14 protein-coding genes and 5 tRNA genes are annotated in these 18024 nt (G+C 71.6%); 10 read left to right on the forward strand and 9 right to left on the reverse strand.

Translation table 11 applies throughout. From position 1 onward, the window contains the following. Positions 1–24: 24 nt before the first annotated feature. The gene (locus ACIQ8B_RS02775) at positions 25–684 is read right to left on the reverse strand and encodes a response regulator (protein ID WP_403544794.1); all 660 of its coding nucleotides are present in this window, start codon (positions 682–684) and stop codon (positions 25–27) included. Between the two features lie 30 nt (positions 685–714). Then, a complete protein-coding gene (locus ACIQ8B_RS02780) occupies positions 715–1761 on the reverse strand; it encodes a HAMP domain-containing sensor histidine kinase (RefSeq protein ID WP_403544796.1) in 1047 nt (348 codons plus the stop codon). A 393-nt stretch (positions 1762–2154) separates the two neighbouring features. Here ACIQ8B_RS02780 and ACIQ8B_RS02785 point away from each other — a divergent pair, with 393 nt between their 5' ends. Continuing rightward, positions 2155–2448: a DUF3040 domain-containing protein gene (locus ACIQ8B_RS02785; protein WP_403544798.1), complete on the forward strand. Its 294-nt coding sequence runs from the start codon at positions 2155–2157 to the stop codon at positions 2446–2448. A gap of 95 nt (positions 2449–2543) precedes the next feature. Here ACIQ8B_RS02785 and ACIQ8B_RS02790 read toward each other — a convergent pair. The 4 genes from ACIQ8B_RS02790 to ACIQ8B_RS02805 all read right to left on the reverse strand — a co-directional run bounded on the left by ACIQ8B_RS02790 (position 2544) and on the right by ACIQ8B_RS02805 (position 6168). Continuing rightward, positions 2544–2616, reverse strand: a tRNA-Lys gene (locus ACIQ8B_RS02790). Positions 2617–2770: 154 nt separating this feature from the next. Beyond that, positions 2771–4945, reverse strand: coding sequence for a DEAD/DEAH box helicase (locus ACIQ8B_RS02795; protein WP_403544800.1), 2175 nt, complete (start codon positions 4943–4945; stop codon positions 2771–2773). Positions 4946–5190: 245 nt separating this feature from the next. Further along, entirely contained in the window at positions 5191–5745 is a 555-nt protein-coding gene (locus ACIQ8B_RS02800) for a hypothetical protein (RefSeq protein ID WP_403544802.1), read from the reverse strand. Between the two features lie 72 nt (positions 5746–5817). Continuing rightward, complete coding sequence (locus tag ACIQ8B_RS02805) at positions 5818–6168, reverse strand: metallopeptidase family protein (protein WP_026244081.1); 351 nt, start codon at positions 6166–6168, stop codon at positions 5818–5820. 83 nt (positions 6169–6251) lie between these two features. On the opposite strand from ACIQ8B_RS02805, the gene ACIQ8B_RS02810 reads away from it, so the two are divergent. From ACIQ8B_RS02810 to ACIQ8B_RS02840, 7 genes are all read left to right on the forward strand, one after another. Next, positions 6252–7883: a metallophosphoesterase gene (locus ACIQ8B_RS02810; RefSeq protein ID WP_290001934.1), complete on the forward strand. Its 1632-nt coding sequence runs from the start codon at positions 6252–6254 to the stop codon at positions 7881–7883. A gap of 80 nt (positions 7884–7963) precedes the next feature. Beyond that, positions 7964–8036, forward strand: a tRNA-Glu gene (locus tag ACIQ8B_RS02815). Between the two features lie 39 nt (positions 8037–8075). Continuing rightward, positions 8076–8150, forward strand: a tRNA-Asp gene (locus tag ACIQ8B_RS02820). A 24-nt stretch (positions 8151–8174) separates the two neighbouring features. After that, positions 8175–8248 (forward strand) — tRNA-Phe (locus tag ACIQ8B_RS02825). 94 nt (positions 8249–8342) lie between these two features. Beyond that, the gene (gene hrpA, locus ACIQ8B_RS02830) at positions 8343–12320 is read left to right on the forward strand and encodes an ATP-dependent RNA helicase HrpA (RefSeq protein ID WP_403544805.1); all 3978 of its coding nucleotides are present in this window, start codon (positions 8343–8345) and stop codon (positions 12318–12320) included. 92 nt (positions 12321–12412) lie between these two features. After that, positions 12413–12487: transfer RNA gene (locus ACIQ8B_RS02835), tRNA-Asp, on the forward strand. A 218-nt stretch (positions 12488–12705) separates the two neighbouring features. Then, positions 12706–12924, forward strand: coding sequence for a DUF6274 family protein (locus ACIQ8B_RS02840; RefSeq protein WP_403544807.1), 219 nt, complete (start codon positions 12706–12708; stop codon positions 12922–12924). Positions 12925–13363: 439 nt separating this feature from the next. Here the strand turns inward: ACIQ8B_RS02840 and bldC are convergent, their stop codons facing one another. Beyond that, a complete protein-coding gene (gene bldC, locus ACIQ8B_RS02845) occupies positions 13364–13570 on the reverse strand; it encodes a developmental transcriptional regulator BldC (RefSeq protein WP_003949541.1) in 207 nt (68 codons plus the stop codon). Positions 13571–14109: 539 nt separating this feature from the next. After that, complete coding sequence (locus ACIQ8B_RS02850; RefSeq protein ID WP_290001941.1) at positions 14110–14952, reverse strand: hypothetical protein; 843 nt, start codon at positions 14950–14952, stop codon at positions 14110–14112. A 219-nt stretch (positions 14953–15171) separates the two neighbouring features. Between ACIQ8B_RS02850 and ACIQ8B_RS02855 the strand changes: the two genes are divergently transcribed. Both ACIQ8B_RS02855 and ACIQ8B_RS02860 read left to right on the forward strand, forming a co-directional pair. Beyond that, on the forward strand, positions 15172–16260 hold the full coding sequence (locus ACIQ8B_RS02855; RefSeq protein ID WP_403544809.1) for a Leu/Phe/Val dehydrogenase: 1089 nt from the start codon (positions 15172–15174) through the stop codon (positions 16258–16260). 320 nt (positions 16261–16580) lie between these two features. Next, positions 16581–16829: a DUF3073 domain-containing protein gene (locus tag ACIQ8B_RS02860; protein ID WP_106413527.1), complete on the forward strand. Its 249-nt coding sequence runs from the start codon at positions 16581–16583 to the stop codon at positions 16827–16829. A gap of 123 nt (positions 16830–16952) precedes the next feature. Here ACIQ8B_RS02860 and purM read toward each other — a convergent pair whose 3' ends face one another. After that, positions 16953–18020 carry a phosphoribosylformylglycinamidine cyclo-ligase gene (gene purM / locus ACIQ8B_RS02865; RefSeq protein ID WP_403544812.1) on the reverse strand — a complete coding sequence of 356 codons (1068 nt, stop codon included), beginning with the start codon at positions 18018–18020 and terminating at the stop codon, positions 16953–16955. Between the last annotated feature and the right edge of the window lie 4 nt (positions 18021–18024).

Consider the following 18024-nt stretch of genomic DNA (forward strand, 5'->3'; position numbering starts at 1 on the left):
GTGCCCCGGCCGCCGGGACCGGTGTCAGGGCTCGATCAGGCCGACCCGGATGGCGTAGCGGGTGAGCTCCAGCCGGTCCTTGAGGCCCAGTTTGGCGAGCAGATTGGCACGGTGCCGCTCCACCGTCTTGGGGCTGATCACCAGCAGGTCCGCGATCTGCTGGGAGGTGTGGCCCTCGGCGACCAGCTTGAGAATCTGCTCCTCCCGGTCGGTGATGGCCTTCGCGGGCAGCGTCCGGCCCTCCCGCGCGAGGTCGAGGTAGTTGTGGATGAGGGCGTTGACCGCCCCCGGGTAGAGGAAGGGCTCGCCCCGCATGGTGGCGTGGCAGGCCTCGACGAGATCGCGGTCGGCGACCGACTTCAGGACGTAGCCCGAGGCGCCGGCGGCCAGCGCCTCGAAGAAGAACTGCTCGTTGTCGTACATGGTCAGCACGAGGATCCGGGTCCCCGGCAGGGTGCGGGAGAGCTCACGGGCCGCCTGCAGACCGGTCAGGCGCGGCATGGCGATGTCGAGGATGGCCAGGTCGGGGCGGTGCTCCCGGGCCAGTTCGAGGGCTTCGGCGCCGTCGGCGGCCTCCGCCACCACGGTCAGATCCGGTTCGCCGTCCAGGATGAGTCGGACCCCCCGGCGGACCAGGGCGTGGTCGTCGGCGAGGAGGATGCGGGCGGGGGACGGGTCGGTCATGGTTCAGCGTTTCCGGTCGGGGGACGTCGGTCACGGGGGCGGGGCGTGCGCGGGCGCGGACCGGCGCACGACGGCGGGAGCGGTCGAGGAGGCGGACGTCCGCACGGGCCGTACGGGGACGAGGACGTGCGCGGGGAAACGCGCGGGAACGGGCACGGCGAGCCGCAGCTCCGTACCACCGGCGGCACGGGGCTCCACGGTCAGCTCGGCGCCCACGAGCAGCGCCCGCTCCCGCATGCCGCGGATGCCGGCGCCCTCGTCCGCGCCGCCGATGCCGATGCCGTCGTCGCGGACCCGCAGCTCGACCCCGCCGGGGGTGCTCCGCAGGGCCAGCTCGGCGCGGCGGGCCCCCGCGTGCCGGGCGACGTTGGTGAGGCCCTCCTGCGCGACCCGGTAGAGCACCAGCTCCGACTCGCGGTCCAGCTCGGGCAGGTCGGGGTCGAGGCAGTGCTGGACGCTCAGCCCAGGACCGCCGAACTCGGTGGCGAGCGCCTTGAGGGCACTGGCCAGGCCCAGCTCGTCCAGCACGCCGGGGCGCAGCCGGCGGGCGATCCGCCGGATCTCCTCCAGGGAGGCGCGGGTGGTCTCCTGCACCTGGCGCAGCTCGTCGCCGAGCTCGGCCGGAGCGTGGTCGGCGGCCCGTTTGAGCTGCAGCAGCACGGCGGTCAGCGACTGGCCCACCTCGTCGTGCAGCTCACGGGCGACACGGCGGCGTTCCGCCTCCTGCGCGGACAGCGCGCGGGCACTGCTGGTGGCCCGCTCGTCCTCCAGCCGGTCGAGCATCGTGTTGTACGTGGTGATCAGCTCGGCGATCTCGCCGCGCCCGCCGACCGCGGGGCGGTTCCCCGGGCGGAGCAGGTCGGTGGTGTTCATCGCGCGGGTCAGGCGCTGCAGCGGGGCGAGGCCGACGCGCAGCAGCAGGGCGTTGGCGACGAGCATGGCGGCCAGTCCCACGGTGAGCACCGCGGCCTCGGTGAGCAGCACGGGCGTGGACACGGTGACGGGTCCCAGGAGCAGGGCGGTGGCGACGATGAGCACGACGGCGTTGAGCAGGAAGATGCGCCAGAACAGAGGCACTCGGTTCCGCCTCCTCGCCGTCGGTATGCTCAAGGCCCCCGACGGCCCGCGGCCGGGGGCGCGGCGCGGGCCGTCACCGTCCAGCCTCCGCCCCGGACCGGGCCCGCGCCATCCGTGACAGTCCCCATTTTCCCGGCGTCGGCGGCCCCGTGCCCGTGCTTCCGTGGATACCGGTCCCCCAGGGGGATGGGGGGCGCGACGGATGGCCCCGGCGGAGCGGTACGGGCCACGCTGGAGGCTCCGTACCGGGCGGGTGACGACCTCGGCGCACGGGCACACTCCAGGACAACGGCCCGCGTTCGCGGCAAGCCGGCGGTCCGCGCACGTCCCGGTGCTCGGAGCGACGGCCGTCGACGGTGTGACCGGGCGGCCACCCCCTGGGAAGGAGGAGCCGTGCCCCAGTCCGACGACGATCGCCTGGTCGACCTCGCGGCCCGACTCGAGCACGAGGACCCCCGTTTCGCCCGTTCCCTGGCCACCGGCCGCCCGGCCCGCCCGCGCGAGTACCGGCGCGCCGGCGCCTGGTGGGTGCTGGTCATCGGGCTGGGCATGCTGGTCGCGGGCATCGTCGTCCCCGACGGGCTGCTGATCGCGGCGGGCCTGGTGACCAGCGGAATCGGCGTGCAGCTCATCGACCCCCACCGGCGCCCGGACGAGAACGCCGCCCGGCGCCCGTCACCGTACTGATCCGCCCCTTCCTGGATACGCGAACGGCGCTCGTACCGGCCTGGCCGGTACGAGCGCCGTTCCGCGCGTCGGGGGGCTCCCCCTCCCGCGGGAGGTAGGCCCTGTGGGACTCGAACCCACAACCAATGGATTAAAAGTCCACTGCTCTGCCAATTGAGCTAAGGGCCCCTGGCGATGTTGCCTCCCCGAGCATAGCCGGACGCGGCCGGGGAGCCGATCGGGTATCGGGCAGGCGGCGTTGCGGCCGGAGGGGCACACATGCGCGAGGGCCCGCGCGACAGGTGTCGCGCGGGCCCTCGGCGGTCGGTCCGGTGAGGCGGGGTCAGCCGTTGCGCTTCCAGCGCGGCTTGTCCTCGCGGCGCTGGAAGGAGCCGCCGCCGCGGTGGTCGTCACGACGGCCGTACGGGCGGTCGTGGCCGCCGGAGCGGAAGCCCGGGCGGTCGCCCTGACGGTCGCGGTTGAAGGGGCGGTCGCTGCCGCGGTGGCCGGGACGGTCGTCCCGGCGGAACCCGCCGCGGTCGCGGTCGCGGTCGAAGCCACCGCGGTCGTCACGGCGCTCGAAGGAACGCCCGCCGCGGTCGCCCCGCTCGTCCCGGCGGTCGTCACGACGGAACCCGCCACGGTCACCGCGGTCGCGGTTGAAGCCGCCCCGGTCACCGCGGTCGTCCCGGCGGAAGCCGCCGCGGTCGTCACGGTCGTCCCGGCGGAAACCGCCACGGTCGCCGTCACGGCGGTCGAAGGACCGGCCGCCACGGTCGTCCCGGCGGTCGTCCCGGCGGAAGCCGCCGCGGTCACCGCGGTCGCGGTTGAAGCCACCGCGGTCGTCACGGCGCTCGAAGGAACGCCCGCCGCGGTCGCCCCGCTCGTCCCGGCGGTCGTCACGACGGAACCCGCCGCGGTCGCCGCGGTCGTCCCGGCGGAACCCGCCGCGGTCGTCACGGTCGTCCCGCCGCTCGTACGGCGCCGGGGCCTCCGCGCGCTCGGTCCGCTCGGTCCGCTCGACGTCCCGCGCGGTCGGCTGCTCCGGCAGCGTCACCTCGGCCTCGGCGACCACGGCGGCCGCCTCGGCGGTCACGGCCTGGGGGTCCTCGCCCCGCTCGCGCGCGGCGCGCGCCAGCAGGCGGTCGGCCTCCTCGCGCAGCTCGGTGGCGCGGCGCTGGGCCCGCTCCAGCTCCTTGGTGAGCTGGGCGACCTCACGCTCGGCCTGCTGGGCGGCGTTGCCGGCGGATTCGGCCTGCACCTCGGTCATCGACCGGGCGCCGGTGATCTCGGCGACCTCCGGGTCGAAGGCGGCGCCGCCCTGGATGATGTGGCGCGTGGCGTCGACGCCCGCGTCCTCCATCAGCCGGAAGATCTGGCGCCGCTGGTGCGGCAGCGACAGGGAGACGACCGTGCCGGTGCGGCCGGCGCGCGCCGTGCGGCCGGCGCGGTGCAGGTAGTCCTTGTGGTCGCCGGCCGGGTCGACGTTCAGCACCAGGTCGATGCCGTCGACGTGGATGCCGCGGGCGGCGACGTCGGTGGCGACCAGGACGTTGACGTAGCCGTCCTTGAAGTCGGCCAGGGTGCGGGTGCGGGCGCCCTGGGTCATGCCGCCGTGCAGCGCCTCGGCCTTCACGCCGGCGTCGCGCAGCTGCTCGGCGACGCGGTCGGCGCCGAGCTGGGTGCGGACGAAGATGATCGTGCGGCCCTTGCGGGAGGCGATGGCCGCGGTGACCGGCGCCTTGTCCTTGGGCTTCACGACGAGGATGTGGTGCGACATGGTCGTCACCGCGCCCTGTGCCGCGTCCACCTCGTGCGACACCGGGGAGTCGAGGTAGCGGTCGACGAGGGTCTTGATCTCGTTCTCCATGGTGGCGGAGAACAGCATGCGCTGGCCGCCCGCGGGGACCTGGTCCAGCAGCTCCGTCACCTCGGGCATGAAGCCGAGGTCGGACATCTGGTCGGCCTCGTCGAGGACCGCGATCTCCACGTTCTCCAGGGAGCAGGCGCCGCGGTTGATGATGTCGCGCAGCCGGCCCGGGGTGGCGACGAGGACGTCGACGCCGCGCTCGAGGGCGTAGATCTGGTTGCCCATGGAGGTGCCGCCGCAGACGACCTTCATCTTCAGGCCGAGGACGTCGCCGTAGGGCTGGAGGGCGTCGGCCACCTGCATGGCCAGCTCGCGGGTCGGCGTCAGGATGACGGCGCGCGGCTTGTGCTTCTCGGTGCGGCCGCCGGCGAGCTGCGCCAGGGTCGGCAGACCGAAGGAGAGGGTCTTGCCGGAGCCGGTGCGGCCGCGGCCGAGGATGTCCTTGCCGGCCAGGGCGTCCGGGATGGTCGCGGCCTGGATCGGGAAGGGGCTGGTCACGCCGTTCTGCGCGAGCTTGCGCACGATGCCCTCGGGGAGGCCGAGGGAGGCGAAGGTGATCTCGGGGGTCGCCGCCTCGGTGGCGGCGGTGGTGTCGGTGTCCTCGGTGTTCTCGGGCACGACGACGTGATCAGTACTGGCGATGGGCATACGAATGCGAAACCTTCCGGAGTCTCTTCGGCACGCGCCCGTCAACTCCGTGATTCGCAGTTCGCAATTACGACCGCCTCAATGCGGTCCACCACGGCAAGGGAGAGAGTACGCGCCACACGGCGCGCTCTGTTGTGGCGCCGGGCAAATAGGATCAGACGATCTGCCACCATACGCACCCCGGCCCCTCGGGTGCAAATCGTCAGGTGGGAGGGGTGCCGCCGGGCGGCGGGGCCCGGTGACGGCTAGGCCGGCGCCCCCGCTCTCGGCGCGGGCTCCCGCTGCGCGAGCTGGGGCTCGGGCGGCTGGTGGGCGGACGAGGACGGCTCGGCCTGGGTCGGCTCGGACGTGGGCCCAGGGTCGGGCGGCGGGTCCGAGGGCTGCGGTTCCGGGGTCCGGCTGGGCTCCGGCGGACCGGGGCGGTCGTCGGGGCTCGGGCGCGCGGGTTCGCCGGAACCGCCCCCGTCGTCCTGCGCGGGGCGGCTCGCGTCGGCGGACGGCCGGCCGTCGGACGGGGAGGGGCGTTCCTCGTCGCGGTCCTTCCCCTCGTCCTCGCCGCTCCTGTCCCGGTCGCCGCCCCCGCCGCGTCCGCCGTCGCCCCCGGCGGCTCCGTGACCGGCCCTGCCGCCGCCCGGCTCGGCGACCGCGCCGTCCGGGGCCTCGCCGCCCGGCCGGCCCGCGGAGGGGGACGGCCCGGCCTTTCCCCCGGTGCCGTCGTCACCCACGCTCACGCATCCGGCGGCAGCGGCGACCGCCACGACCGTGGCGGCCAGGCGGACGGGTACGTACAAGCGGCGCACGGGCCACCTCCGGTTGGAGTACAGGGTCGACAACCCCAACTCCCGTCACCCGCAGGAGGACACGCGGGCGGCCTATCCGTAGCCGAGCGCGTGCAGCCGGGCGTCGTCGATCCCGAAGTGGTGCGCGATCTCGTGCACCACTGTGATCTCGGTCTCCGTGACCACGTCCTCCCGGGACTCGCACATCCGCAGGGTCGGCCCCCGGTAGACGGTGATCCGGTCGGGCAGCACCCCGGCGTACCACTCCCCCCGCTCGGTCAGCGGCGTCCCCTCGTACAGCCCGAGCAGCTCCGGGTCGTCCGCCGGCGGCTCGTCCTCCACGAACACCGCGACGTTGTCCATGAGCCGCGTCAGCTCCGGGGGGATCCGGTCCAGCGCCTCGGCGACCAGCTCCTCGAACTCCTCGCGCGTCATCTCCAGCACGAAGCCATTGTCGGGGACGATCGGTCCGTACGAGAGCGGGCGGAGCCCGCATATCCGGCCGCCCGTACGGGCATAGGGGATCAATGGCCCGCGTCCCGACTGCCGTCATGAACCTGTTCCACCGCTTTCCACGGCTCCCGCAGGCCCTGACCCGCCGCCCCCGCTCCGCCGGTCCGCCCCCGGCCGCCGTCCTCGACGCGCGGCCGCGCCCCTGGGCGCGCGCCCTCGGACTGGTCGCGGTGGTTCTGCTCGGTGCGTGGCTCGGTCTGCTCGTCGTCGGCAACGTCCGCGTGCCGGTCGGCCCCATGAACACCACCATGACCCTGCGGCCGTCCTTCTCCGGCGGGACGAAGATCAATGTCTCCCCCCTGGGCGCGCTGCAGCTCGACAGCCACATCGCGCCGGTGCGCCTGGACGTCAACGTCGACCAGCTCGACCCCGAGCGCTCCCGGGCCCTCGTCGACCACCCGGAACGCCTCTCGGGGCTCCAGGACGAGGTCACCGAGGACATCGCCCGCGGCACCGCGGACCTCGCCGTGCGCTCCTGCGTCGCCGTCGTCACCGGCGCCGCCACGCTCGGCCTCCTCGTCTACCGCCGCCCGCGCCGCGCCCTGGCCGCCGGGGGGCTCGCCCTCGGCCTGCTGGCCGCGTCCGGCGGCACGGCGTACGCGACCTGGAACCCGGACTCGGTGCTGGAGCCGAAGTTCTCCGGCCTGCTGTCCTCCGCGCCCTCGCTGGTCGGCGACGCGCGCAGCATCGTGACCGAGTTCGACGTCTACCAGCGGGAGCTGGCCCGTCTGGTCACCAACGTGACCAAGCTCTACGACGCCACCTCCACGCTCCCCGTCTACCAGCCGGACCCGACCACCATCCGCGTCCTGCACGTCTCCGACATCCACCTCAACCCCGCGAGCTGGAAGATCATCGCCTCGCTGGTGGAGCAGTACCAGGTGGACGTGATCGTGGACTCCGGCGACACGATGGACCACGGCACGGCCGCCGAGAACGGCTTCCTGGACCCGATCGAGGACCTGGGCGCCCCGTACGTGTGGGTGCGCGGCAACCACGACTCCCTCGTCACCCAGCGCCACCTCGAACGGATGAGGAACGTGCACGTCCTTGACGACGGGCGGGCGAGGACCGTCGCGGGCCTGCGGTTCGCGGGCATCGGCGACCCGCAGTTCACCCCCGACCGCACCCGGAGGACCGGGGCCGAGCAGTCCCAGGAGCTGGCGGGCGCCCGTCTCGCCTCCGCGATGCGGGACCAGAAGAGGGCCGGCACCCCCGTGGACGTGGCGGTCGTCCACGAGCCCTCGGCGGCCCGCGAGGTCGACGGCACCGTGCCGCTGGTCCTCTCCGGTCACCTGCACCGCGAGGACACCGAGGTGATGCGGTACGGCACCCGGCTGCGCGTCGAGGGCTCCACCGGCGGCAGCGGTCTGCGTGCGATCGAGGGGGAGTACCCGGACCCCATCGAGACGTCGATCCTCTACTTCGACCGGGACACCAGGCGTCTCCAGGCCTGGGACTCGATCGAGCTGGGCGGCCTCGGCCTGACCACGGCGGAGGTCAGCCGGCACCTGCCCGAGGAGAACCAGCCGGGCGCGGGCGCCTCCCCGTCCCCCTCGGGAAGCGCCTCCGGCTCCCCCTCCGGCAGCCCGTCGGGGAGCACTCCCTCGCCCTCCCCCGCCACGCCGTCGCGGCCCCGCTCCTAAACGGTTTTGGCGAACCGTCCCGCCATCCCATATGCTTCTCACGTCCCCGACGCGCTGAGAAGCGCCCAGGCGGGCCGATAGCCCTCATCGTCTAGCGGCCTAGGACGCCGCCCTTTCAAGGCGGTAGCACGGGTTCGAATCCCGTTGGGGGCACGCACCACCCTGTGCGACACTGTCGTACGACACAAGCTTGGTCCTGTGGAGCAGTTTGGAGTGCTCGCCACCCTGTCAAGGTGGAGGCCGCGGGTTCAAATCCCGTCAGGACCGCTGGTGTTTCACGTGAAACACCGCGGCTGGGTAGCTCAGTTGGTACGAGCGTCCGCCTGAAAAGCGGAAGGTCGCCGGTTCGACCCCGGCCCCAGCCACAGCCAAGGCCCCGATCTCCGATCGGGGCCTTGTTGTGTGCCCCGGCAAAATGGCTCGCCGCGTTTTTCCGCGGTCTGAGATCCTGGAGTCCGTATGTCTACGCACTCTGCCCCCGCCCTCGGCTCCCTCGCCTCCCGCCTCTCCGAACTGTCGCTGCGCGATGCGCACCGGCTCGGGCGGCGGCTGGAGGGCGCCCGCAAGATCCGTAAGCCGGAGGCGCGTGCCGCCGTGCTCGGTGAGATCGAGGCGGAGGTCGCCGCGGCCGAGGAGCGGATGGCGGTGCGCCGGGCCAGGGTGCCGGAGGTCAGGTATCCCGAGCAGCTGCCCGTCAGCCAGAAGAAGGACGCCATCGCCGAGGCCATCCGTGATCACCAGGTGGTGATCGTGGCCGGTGAGACGGGCTCCGGCAAGACCACGCAGATCCCGAAGATCTGCATGGAGCTGGGCCGGGGCGTCCGCGGCATGATCGGGCACACCCAGCCCCGGCGGATCGCGGCCCGCACGGTGGCCGAGCGCGTCGCCGAGGAGCTGGACACCCCGCTCGGCGAGGCCGTCGGCTGGAAGGTCCGCTTCACCGACCAGGTGAACCCGGACGCCACGTTCATCAAGCTGATGACGGACGGCATCCTCCTCGCGGAGATCCAGACCGACCGCGAACTGCGCGCCTACGACACGATCATCATCGACGAGGCGCACGAGCGGTCGCTGAACATCGACTTCCTGCTCGGCTATCTCGCGCAGCTGCTGCCGAAGCGTCCCGACCTCAAGGTCGTCATCACCTCGGCGACCATCGACCCGGAGCGCTTCTCCCGGCACTTCGACGACGCCCCGATCATCGAGGTCAGCGGGCGCACGTATCCGGTGGAGGTGCGGTACCGGCCGCTGCTGGAGGAGGACTCCGACGACGCCGACCGGGACCAGATCACCGCGATCACCGACGCCGTCGAGGAGCTGATGGCGGAGGGACCCGGCGACATCCTGGTGTTCCTCTCCGGTGAGCGGGAGATCCGGGACACCGCGGACGCGCTGACCAGGAAGCGGTACCGCTCCACCGAGGTACTGCCGCTGTACGCCCGGCTGTCGCACGCCGAACAGCACCGGGTGTTCCAGCCGCACGGCGGACGCCGGATCGTGCTGGCGACCAACGTGGCCGAGACCTCCCTCACCGTCCCCGGCATCAAGTACGTCATCGACCCGGGCTTCGCCCGCATCTCGCGCTACAGCCACCGCACCAAGGTGCAGCGGCTGCCGATCGAGCCGATCTCGCAGGCCAGCGCCAACCAGCGCAAGGGCCGCTGCGGCCGCACCTCGGACGGCATCTGCATCCGGCTGTACAGCGAGGACGACTTCCTGTCCCGTCCGGAGTTCACCGACGCGGAGATCCTGCGGACCAACCTCGCCTCGGTCATCCTCCAGATGACGGCCGCCGGCCTGGGCGAGATCGAGAAGTTCCCCTTCATCGACCCGCCGGACCACCGCAACATCCGCGACGGCGTCCAGCTGCTCCAGGAGCTCGGTGCGCTGGACCCCACGCAGAAGGACCCGCGCAAGCGCCTCACGCAGACCGGCCGGAAGCTGGCCCAGCTGCCGGTGGACCCCCGGCTGGCGCGCATGGTGCTGGAGGCCGAGCGCAACGGCTGCGTCCGCGAGGTCATGGTCATCGCGGCCGCCCTGTCGATCCAGGACCCGCGCGAGCGGCCCTCCGACAAGCAGACGCAGGCCGACCAGCAGCACGCCCGGTTCCGTGACGAGACCAGCGACTTCCTCGCCTTCCTCAGCCTGTGGCGGTACATCCGCGAGCAGCAGAAGGAGCGCGGTTCGTCGTCGTTCCGGCGGATGTGCAAGCAGGAGTACCTGAACTTCCTGCGGATCCGCGAGTGGCAGGACATCTACGCCCAGCTGCGGACCGTCGCCAAGCAGATGGGCATGCACCTCGACGACCAGGACGCCCCCGCCGACCGCATCCACGTCTCGCTGCTGTCCGGGCTGCTCTCGCACATCGGCATGAAGGACGTGAAGGAGTCCAAGGACTCCGGACAGGGCGGCCGGCGCGACGGCGGACGCAACGAGTATCTCGGCGCGCGCAACGCCAAGTTCGCCATCTTCCCGGGCTCCGCCCTGTTCAAGAAGCCGCCGCGGTTCGTGATGTCGGCGGAGCTGGTGGAGACGTCCCGGCTGTGGGCGCGGGTCAACGCGAAGATCGAGCCGGAATGGGTGGAGCCGCTCGCGGAGCACCTGATCAAGCGCACCTACAGCGAGCCGCACTGGGAGAAGGACCAGGCGGCCGTGATGGCGTACGAGAAGGTCACGCTGTACGGCGTGCCGATCGTGGCGCAGCGGAAGGTGAACTACGGCCGGATCGACCCGGAGCTGTCCCGCGAGCTGTTCATCCGCAACGCCCTGGTCGAGGGCGACTGGCGCACGCACCACAAGTTCTTCGCGGACAACCGCAAGCTGCTGACCGAGGTCGAGGAGCTGGAGCACCGGGCGCGGCGCCGGGACATCCTGGTCGACGACGAGACCCTCTTCGACTTCTACGACCAGCGGATCCCCGAGCACGTGGTGTCGGGGGCGCACTTCGACTCGTGGTGGAAGCACAAGCGGCGCGAGCAGCCCGACTTCCTCGACTTCGAGCGGGAGATGCTGATCCGTGAGTCGGCGGACGCGGTCACCAAGGCCGACTACCCCGACTCCTGGCGCCAGGGCCCGCTCAAGTTCCGTGTGACGTACCAGTTCGAGCCCGGGGCGGACGCGGACGGCGTCACCGTCCACATCCCGCTCCAGGTGCTGAACCAGGTCACGGACGAGGGCTTCGACTGGCAGATCCCGGGTCTGCGGGAAGAGGTCGTCACCGAGCTGATCCGCTCCCTGCCCAAGCCGATCCGGCGCAACTACGTCCCCGCGCCGAACTACGCGAAGGCGTTCCTGGAGCGCGCGGTGCCGCTGCAGGAGCCGCTGACCGTCACGATGGCCCGCGAGCTGAAGCGGATGGTCGGCGTGCCGTTCGAGGCGGACGACTTCGACTGGTCCCGCGTCCCGGACCACTTGAAGGTGACGTTCCGGATCGTCGACGAGCGGCGCCGCACGCTCGCCGAGGACAAGGACCTGGAGGCGCTCAAGCTCCAGCTGCGGCCCAAGGCGCGCAAGGCGCTGTCGCAGGCGGCCGCCGCCACGGCGCAGCGCCGGGGCGGGGAGTCGCTGGAGCGCAGGGGACTGACGGACTGGACGATCGGTTCGCTCACCCGGGTGTTCGAGACCCGTCGGGCCGGCCAGCCGGTGAAGGCGTACCCGGCGCTGGTGGACGACGGCGACTCGGTGTCGGTGCGGCTGTTCGACTCGGAGGCCGAGCAGGCGGAGGCGATGTGGAAGGGCACCCGGCGGCTGATCCTGCTGGGCATCCCGGTCAACCCCGCGAAGTTCGCTTCCGAAAAGCTGGCCAACCCTCAGAAGCTCGCCCTGTCCGCCAATCCGCACGGCTCGGTGCAGGCGCTGTTCGACGACTGCGCCATGGCCGCGGCGGACCAGCTGATCGCGGACTTCGGCGGCCCGGTGTGGGACGAGGAGTCGTACCGGAAGCTGTTCGACAAGGTGCGCGCGGAGATCGTCGACACGACGGTCCGGGCGGTCGGCCAGGTCCAGCAGGTGCTGGCCGCCTGGCAGGCCTGTGAGCGCCGCCTGAAGGGCGTCCGCAGCCCCGCGCTGCTGCCGAACCTCCAGGACGTCCGCACGCAGCTCGACGGGCTGGTGCGGCCGGGTTTCGTGACGGAGACGGGGCTGCGCCGACTGCCCGACCTGATGCGGTACCTGGTGGCCGCGGACCGCCGGCTCCAGCAGATGCCGACGAACGTGCAGCGGGACACCACGCGCATGGCGAAGGTCCACGAGATGCAGGACGAGTACGCCTGGCTGCTGGAACAGATGCCGCAGGGGCGGCCGGTGCCGCAGCAGGTGCGGGACATCCGCTGGATGATCGAGGAACTGCGGGTCAGCTACTTCGCCCACGCCCTGGGCACGGCGTACCCGGTGTCGGACAAGCGGATCGTGAAGGCGATCGACGCCGCGGCGCCGTGACGGGGCCCGCACACAGGGTGAGTTCGACCAGGGGGCTCCCGCTCCTGTACAGTCCTTCTCGCAGCGCAACGCAGGAAAAGCGCAGCGATCCTGGTCCTGTGGAGCAGTTTGGAGTGCTCGCCACCCTGTCAAGGTGGAGGCCGCGGGTTCAAATCCCGTCAGGACCGCATACCGGAAGGCCCGCCCCCCGTAAGGGATGGCGGGCCTTCCGCATGTGGAGAACCGTCCGGCGCCCCGGGGCCGCCCGGAGGACTCCGCAGCAGGCCCGTGGCCCGGAGAGGGCTCACAGCCCCTGTCGCGGGCCCCTGCGCCGTCTTGACGGCCCGTCGGCCCCCCGGTACTCCAGGAACAGGGCACGTGTCCGCAGGGGACCTGGAGGCGGCGTATGGCGGCATCGGCCAGGCACGAGACGCGGGCCCTGCTCCGCGCGCACCTCGCGGCCGCGTCGTCGTACCGCCATCTCACCCGGCACTGCCCGGTCTGCCATCGTCTGCAGCGCCTGGCGACGGACTCCGCGCCCTTCGACGGCGCCGAGGCCGCCGAGCCGTCCGAACCGGTCGAGGGCCCGGAGGAACCAGCCGCCGTCGATCCACGTTCCCTCTAGCGCATATGCCGTGAGCTCAACAACCCGGCCGGTATGTGACGGGTGTCACCGCATGAGTTTTCACCATGGTGGAACTTACACCCCGCCTACAACAGGTCAATTTAATATGTGCAATTGCACTGCCCCGAAGACTCCGCGCCGACCCCGCTCGGGGCCAAGCCCACAGGCGCCCTCGGACTCCGGCAAACCCGCGCGCACGGAGGGCCGTTGAGGCCGTCAGGACCTGCGGGCGCACCCGCCGCCGACGCACAAAAAAGATCGCGCTGGACCCGGCGGAGTCCAGCGCGATCGACGACGCACCCGGTGTTCAGTTGGCTGTGAAGCTCTGAGTCCGTTGGGCGAGGGGGCTGTTGGGGCAGTCCCCGCGTCGCTTGGAGCTAAAAGTCGCGGGCGTCACGGCCGGTGGGGGACCAGCCGGTTCTGCCCGGTTCATGCAGGTTCAGGCCTCGCTGCGCTGCTGCGGGATACCCGCGAGCAGTGCGCGGACCTCGGCCTCGCGGTAGCGGCGGTGCCCGCCGAGCGTGCGGATCGACGTGAGCTTGCCGGCCTTCGCCCAGCGCGTGACCGTCTTCGGGTCGACGCGGAACATGGTGGCAACCTCAGCGGGGGTCAGCAGCGGCTCGGCATCAGGGGTGCGAGCGGTCATGAGCGGCCTCCTCGGGAGAACCGAACCTTCTCGGTTCTTTCCTCTAAATTCTGCACCTTGACCCGCGTTGCCCGAAATGGCGGACGCGAGTCGAGTCGGTTATAGGACGAACGGCTTGTCCTCGGCACTACAACTACACCATCTGTCCAGCCACGTCGGCCAAACCGATGGAATTGCCCTCCCAGGTGTTCATCAGCCGCGGAAGCCGATGGACCATGCCATAGCGGACAGTCACGCCCCTGTGACGATCAGTCACAGCAGCGTGCAGGAGTCACCGGACCCCCCAAAGCGTGCAATGCTGAGATTCCGCCCATAGTGGAGCACAGCAGGACGGAGGAGTCCTCCCCGGACTCCTTGTCCTATTTTGGCATGAGGAGGGGCAAGGGACGCAAGGGTCTTGTACGTGCGGTCCGTCACGCTTGACACGCTTGAGACGTACGCCCGGAACAGCCGCTACGTCCGATGTCGCCTCAGGACTGACGCGACTTCAACCACCTCAGGGCGAAGACAAAACCCCAAGAAGAGCGTTTGGTCAAACGTCAGTTCGCCGAGCGCAGGTCACGCACCGCGCGCCAGCGCTCGACGAGCCGCCCGTAGGCCTCTGCCGCGTCCCCTTCGTCGCCCCGCCGCAGCGCCGCGATCCCCTCACCGACGTCGGCCGCCGAATGATCGCCCTCCAGGGCGCCGGCCGGCAGGGCGTGCACGAGGCCCCCGTAGTCCAGCTCGACCAGCGAGCGCGGGTGGAACTCCTCCAGCCAGCGGCCGACGTCCACCAGGCCGTCGATCAGCAGGCTCTCGTCCACGGCGTCCCGCAGCGTCCGCAGCCCCCGCGCCACCCGGCGCCGCGCCTGGACCATGGGCGTGCGATAGCGAAGGACCGGGTCCTCCCCGGCGGAGGCCTCGGCGTACTCGCGCTCCTCGTCGGCGAAGAGCACGAACCAGTTGATCGGCACCTGCCAGGTGGAGGTGCGGATCCACGGCCGCGCGTCGGGGTGCTCGGCCAGCCACCGCTCGTAGTCCCGGCTCGTCTGGTGCCGCACGACCGGGGGCAGCAGGGCGTCCAGGACCGGCAGCGGATACTCCTCCGCGAGCTCCCCCAGGGCCTGCCAGCCGCGCAGCCGGGTGCGCCACGGACAGACGCGGACCTCGCCGTCCGTCTCCAGCACGAACGCGTCCTCGCTCTCGTGCACCGGGACGGGCACCGGCGGGGTGGGCGCCAGGTCGGCCAGCGACCGGCGCAGCTCGTCCTGGTAGGAGGGGAGGCCGGGCCGGCGGGCGTACCGCTCCCAGTGGCCGCGCTCCGGCTCGGGGAAGGCGGCCAGCGGTTCGTACACGCGCAGGTAGGAGGCGTAGGGGACGATCACCGAGGACACCTTGGTCACGTTCTGCTCCCTCCCCCGCGGACCGCTGCGAAAACCTGCCCGGCCCCCGCCCGGACGGGTGGCAAATCCGGCAGATCGCCGCACGCGGTACTCCGGACGGAGGTGATCCGGGACACAGTGGCGCCGTCGGGCGCGCGAGGATCTACTCTCGTGCCACAGCCCCCGCCACCCGTACGGGAGCCCGTCCCACCCGCCGCTACTTACTCAGGAGTCACCACAGTGACCGACGTATCTGACGGCGTCCTGCACACCCTGTTCCGTTCGGACCAGGGCGGCCACGAACAAGTCGTGCTCTGCCAGGACCGTGCCAGCGGCCTCAAGGCCGTCATCGCCCTCCACTCCACCGCCCTGGGCCCCGCCCTGGGCGGCACGCGCTTCTACCCGTACGCCTCCGAGGAGGAGGCCGTCGCCGACGCGCTGAACCTGGCGCGCGGAATGTCGTACAAGAACGCCATGGCCGGTCTCGACCACGGCGGCGGCAAGGCCGTGATCATCGGCGACCCGGAGCGCATCAAGACCGAGGAACTGCTGCTGGCCTACGGCCGGTTCGTCGCCTCCCTCGGCGGCCGTTACGTCACCGCCTGCGACGTCGGCACCTACGTCGCCGACATGGACGTCGTCGCCCGGGAGTGCCGCTGGACCACCGGCCGCTCCCCCGAGAACGGCGGCGCGGGCGACTCCTCGGTGCTCACCTCCTACGGCGTCTACCAGGGCATGCGGGCCGCCGCCCAGCACCTGTGGGGCGACCCGTCGCTGCGGGACCGCAAGGTCGGCATCGCGGGCGTGGGCAAGGTCGGGCACCACCTGGTGGAGCACCTGCGGGCCGAGGGCGCCGAGGTCGTGATCACCGACGTGCGCGAGGACGCCGTCCGCCGGATCCTCGACCGGCACCCCGAGGGCGTGTCGGCGGCGGCCGACACCGAGGCGCTGATCCGCACCGAGGGCCTGGACGTCTACGCCCCGTGCGCGCTCGGCGGCGCCCTGAACGACGACACCGTGCCGGTGCTGACCGCCAAGGTGGTCTGCGGCGCGGCCAACAACCAGCTCGCCCACCCGGGCGTGGAGAAGGACCTCGCCGACCGCGGGATCCTCTACGCGCCGGACTACGTGGTGAACGCCGGCGGCGTGATCCAGGTCGCCGACGAGCTGCACGGCTTCGACTTCGACCGGTGCAAGGCGAAGGCGTCGAAGATCTTCGACACCACGCTCGCCATATTCGCACGTGCGAAGGAGGACGGTATTCCGCCGGCCGCCGCGGCCGACCGGATCGCCGAGCAGCGGATGGCGGAGGCGCGTCCGCGGCGGTGAGGCCGGTGCGAAAGCACCCCCGATCGAGGCGCTTTCGCACACATGAGCGGTACCCGCCGGGGGGCACTTGGAGAGAACTCTCACTTCTCCCGGCGGGTCGACCGTCGATAAGTGGTTATTATCGCGGTTGACCAGCGAGGACGGGGCGCCTCGACGGTCCTGGGCGCGGGCACGTCATACGGGCGACGTACCGTATGGGCGCGGGCTCAGGTACCGTGGAAGCCCTACGGACCGGTCTCTCCATGGAGAGCCCGTTCTGGACCATGAACGCGTGTCAAGACTCTGGGGCCGTCGAGCCCCGTCGTTGAGGGGGTCGAGCCATGGGGCGCGGCCGGGCCAAGGCCAAGCAGACGAAGGTCGCCCGCCAGCTGAAGTACAACAGCGGTGGGACTGACCTCTCACGCCTGGCCGAGGAGCTGGGCGCATCGACATCGAATCAGTCACCGAACGGTGACCGTTTCGAGGACGATGAGCAAGACGACGACCTGTACGCACGGTACGCCGACCTCTACGAGGACGACGAGGAGGACGAGGACGGCCCGTCCTCGCAACAGCGTCGCGGTGCCTGACCTTGCGTGATGCATGAACCCGGTCGGTGATCCCGGTCACCCGCCGGGTTCAGTGCTGCCCGGACCGGCCTCGTCGGCCGGTGCGTTGCCCGCACGTTCACCGTGCGGGCAACGACCAGGTGCTCAGTTCGCGTAGTCACCGACAAGAGCCGCACCCGTGATGTGGTCACCGCGCTCGGTGATCTCGCCGGCCACCCAGGCGTCCACGCCGCGGTCGGCCAGCGTGGTGAGCGCCACGTCGACGGATTCCTGCGGCACGATCGCGATCATGCCGACGCCCATGTTCAGCGTCTTCTCCAGCTCCAGCCGCTCGACCGAACCGGTCCGTCCGACCAGGTCGAACACCGGAGCGGGCGTCCAGGTGGAGCGGTCCACCGTGGCGTGCAGCCCGTCGGGGATCACCCGGGCCAGGTTGGCCGCCAGCCCACCGCCGGTGACGTGACTGAACGCGTGCACCTCGGTGGTGCGGATCAGCGCCAGGCAGTCCAGCGAGTAGATCTTGGTGGGCTCCAGCAGTTCCTCACCGAGGGTGCGGCCCAGCTCGTCGATCCGGGCGTCGAGGGCGAGACCGGCCCGCTCCAGCAGCACGTGCCGGACGAGCGAGTAGCCGTTGGAGTGCAGCCCGGAGGACGCCATGGCGATCACCGCGTCACCCGAACGGATGCGGTCCGCGCCGAGCAGCCGGTCGGCCTCCACCACGCCCGTACCGGCGCCGGCGACGTCGAAGTCGTCCGGGCCCAGCAGACCCGGGTGCTCGGCCGTCTCGCCGCCCACCAGGGCGCATCCGGCCAGCACACAGCCCTCCGCGATGCCCTTCACGAGGGCGGCGACGCGCTCGGGGTGGACCTTGCCGACGCAGATGTAGTCGGTCATGAACAGCGGCTCGGCGCCGCACACCACGATGTCGTCCATGACCATCGCGACCAGGTCGTGGCCGATGGAGTCGTACACGCCCATCCGGCGCGCGATGTCGACCTTGGTGCCGACGCCGTCCGTGGCGGAGGCGAGCAGCGGGCGCTCGTAGTTCTTCAGGGCGGAGGCGTCGAAGAGGCCGGCGAATCCGCCGATGCCGCCGAGGACCTCGGGGCGCCGGGTCTTCTTCACCCACTCCTTCATCAGCTCGACCGCGCGGTCGCCCGCTTCGATGTCGACGCCCGCCGCTGCGTAACTGGCACCAGTGTTCTGGGACATGGCT

Origin of the sequence: Streptomyces sp. NPDC096105 (genome assembly GCF_044763335.1) — a bacterium.
Lineage (GTDB): Bacteria > Actinomycetota > Actinomycetes > Streptomycetales > Streptomycetaceae > Streptomyces.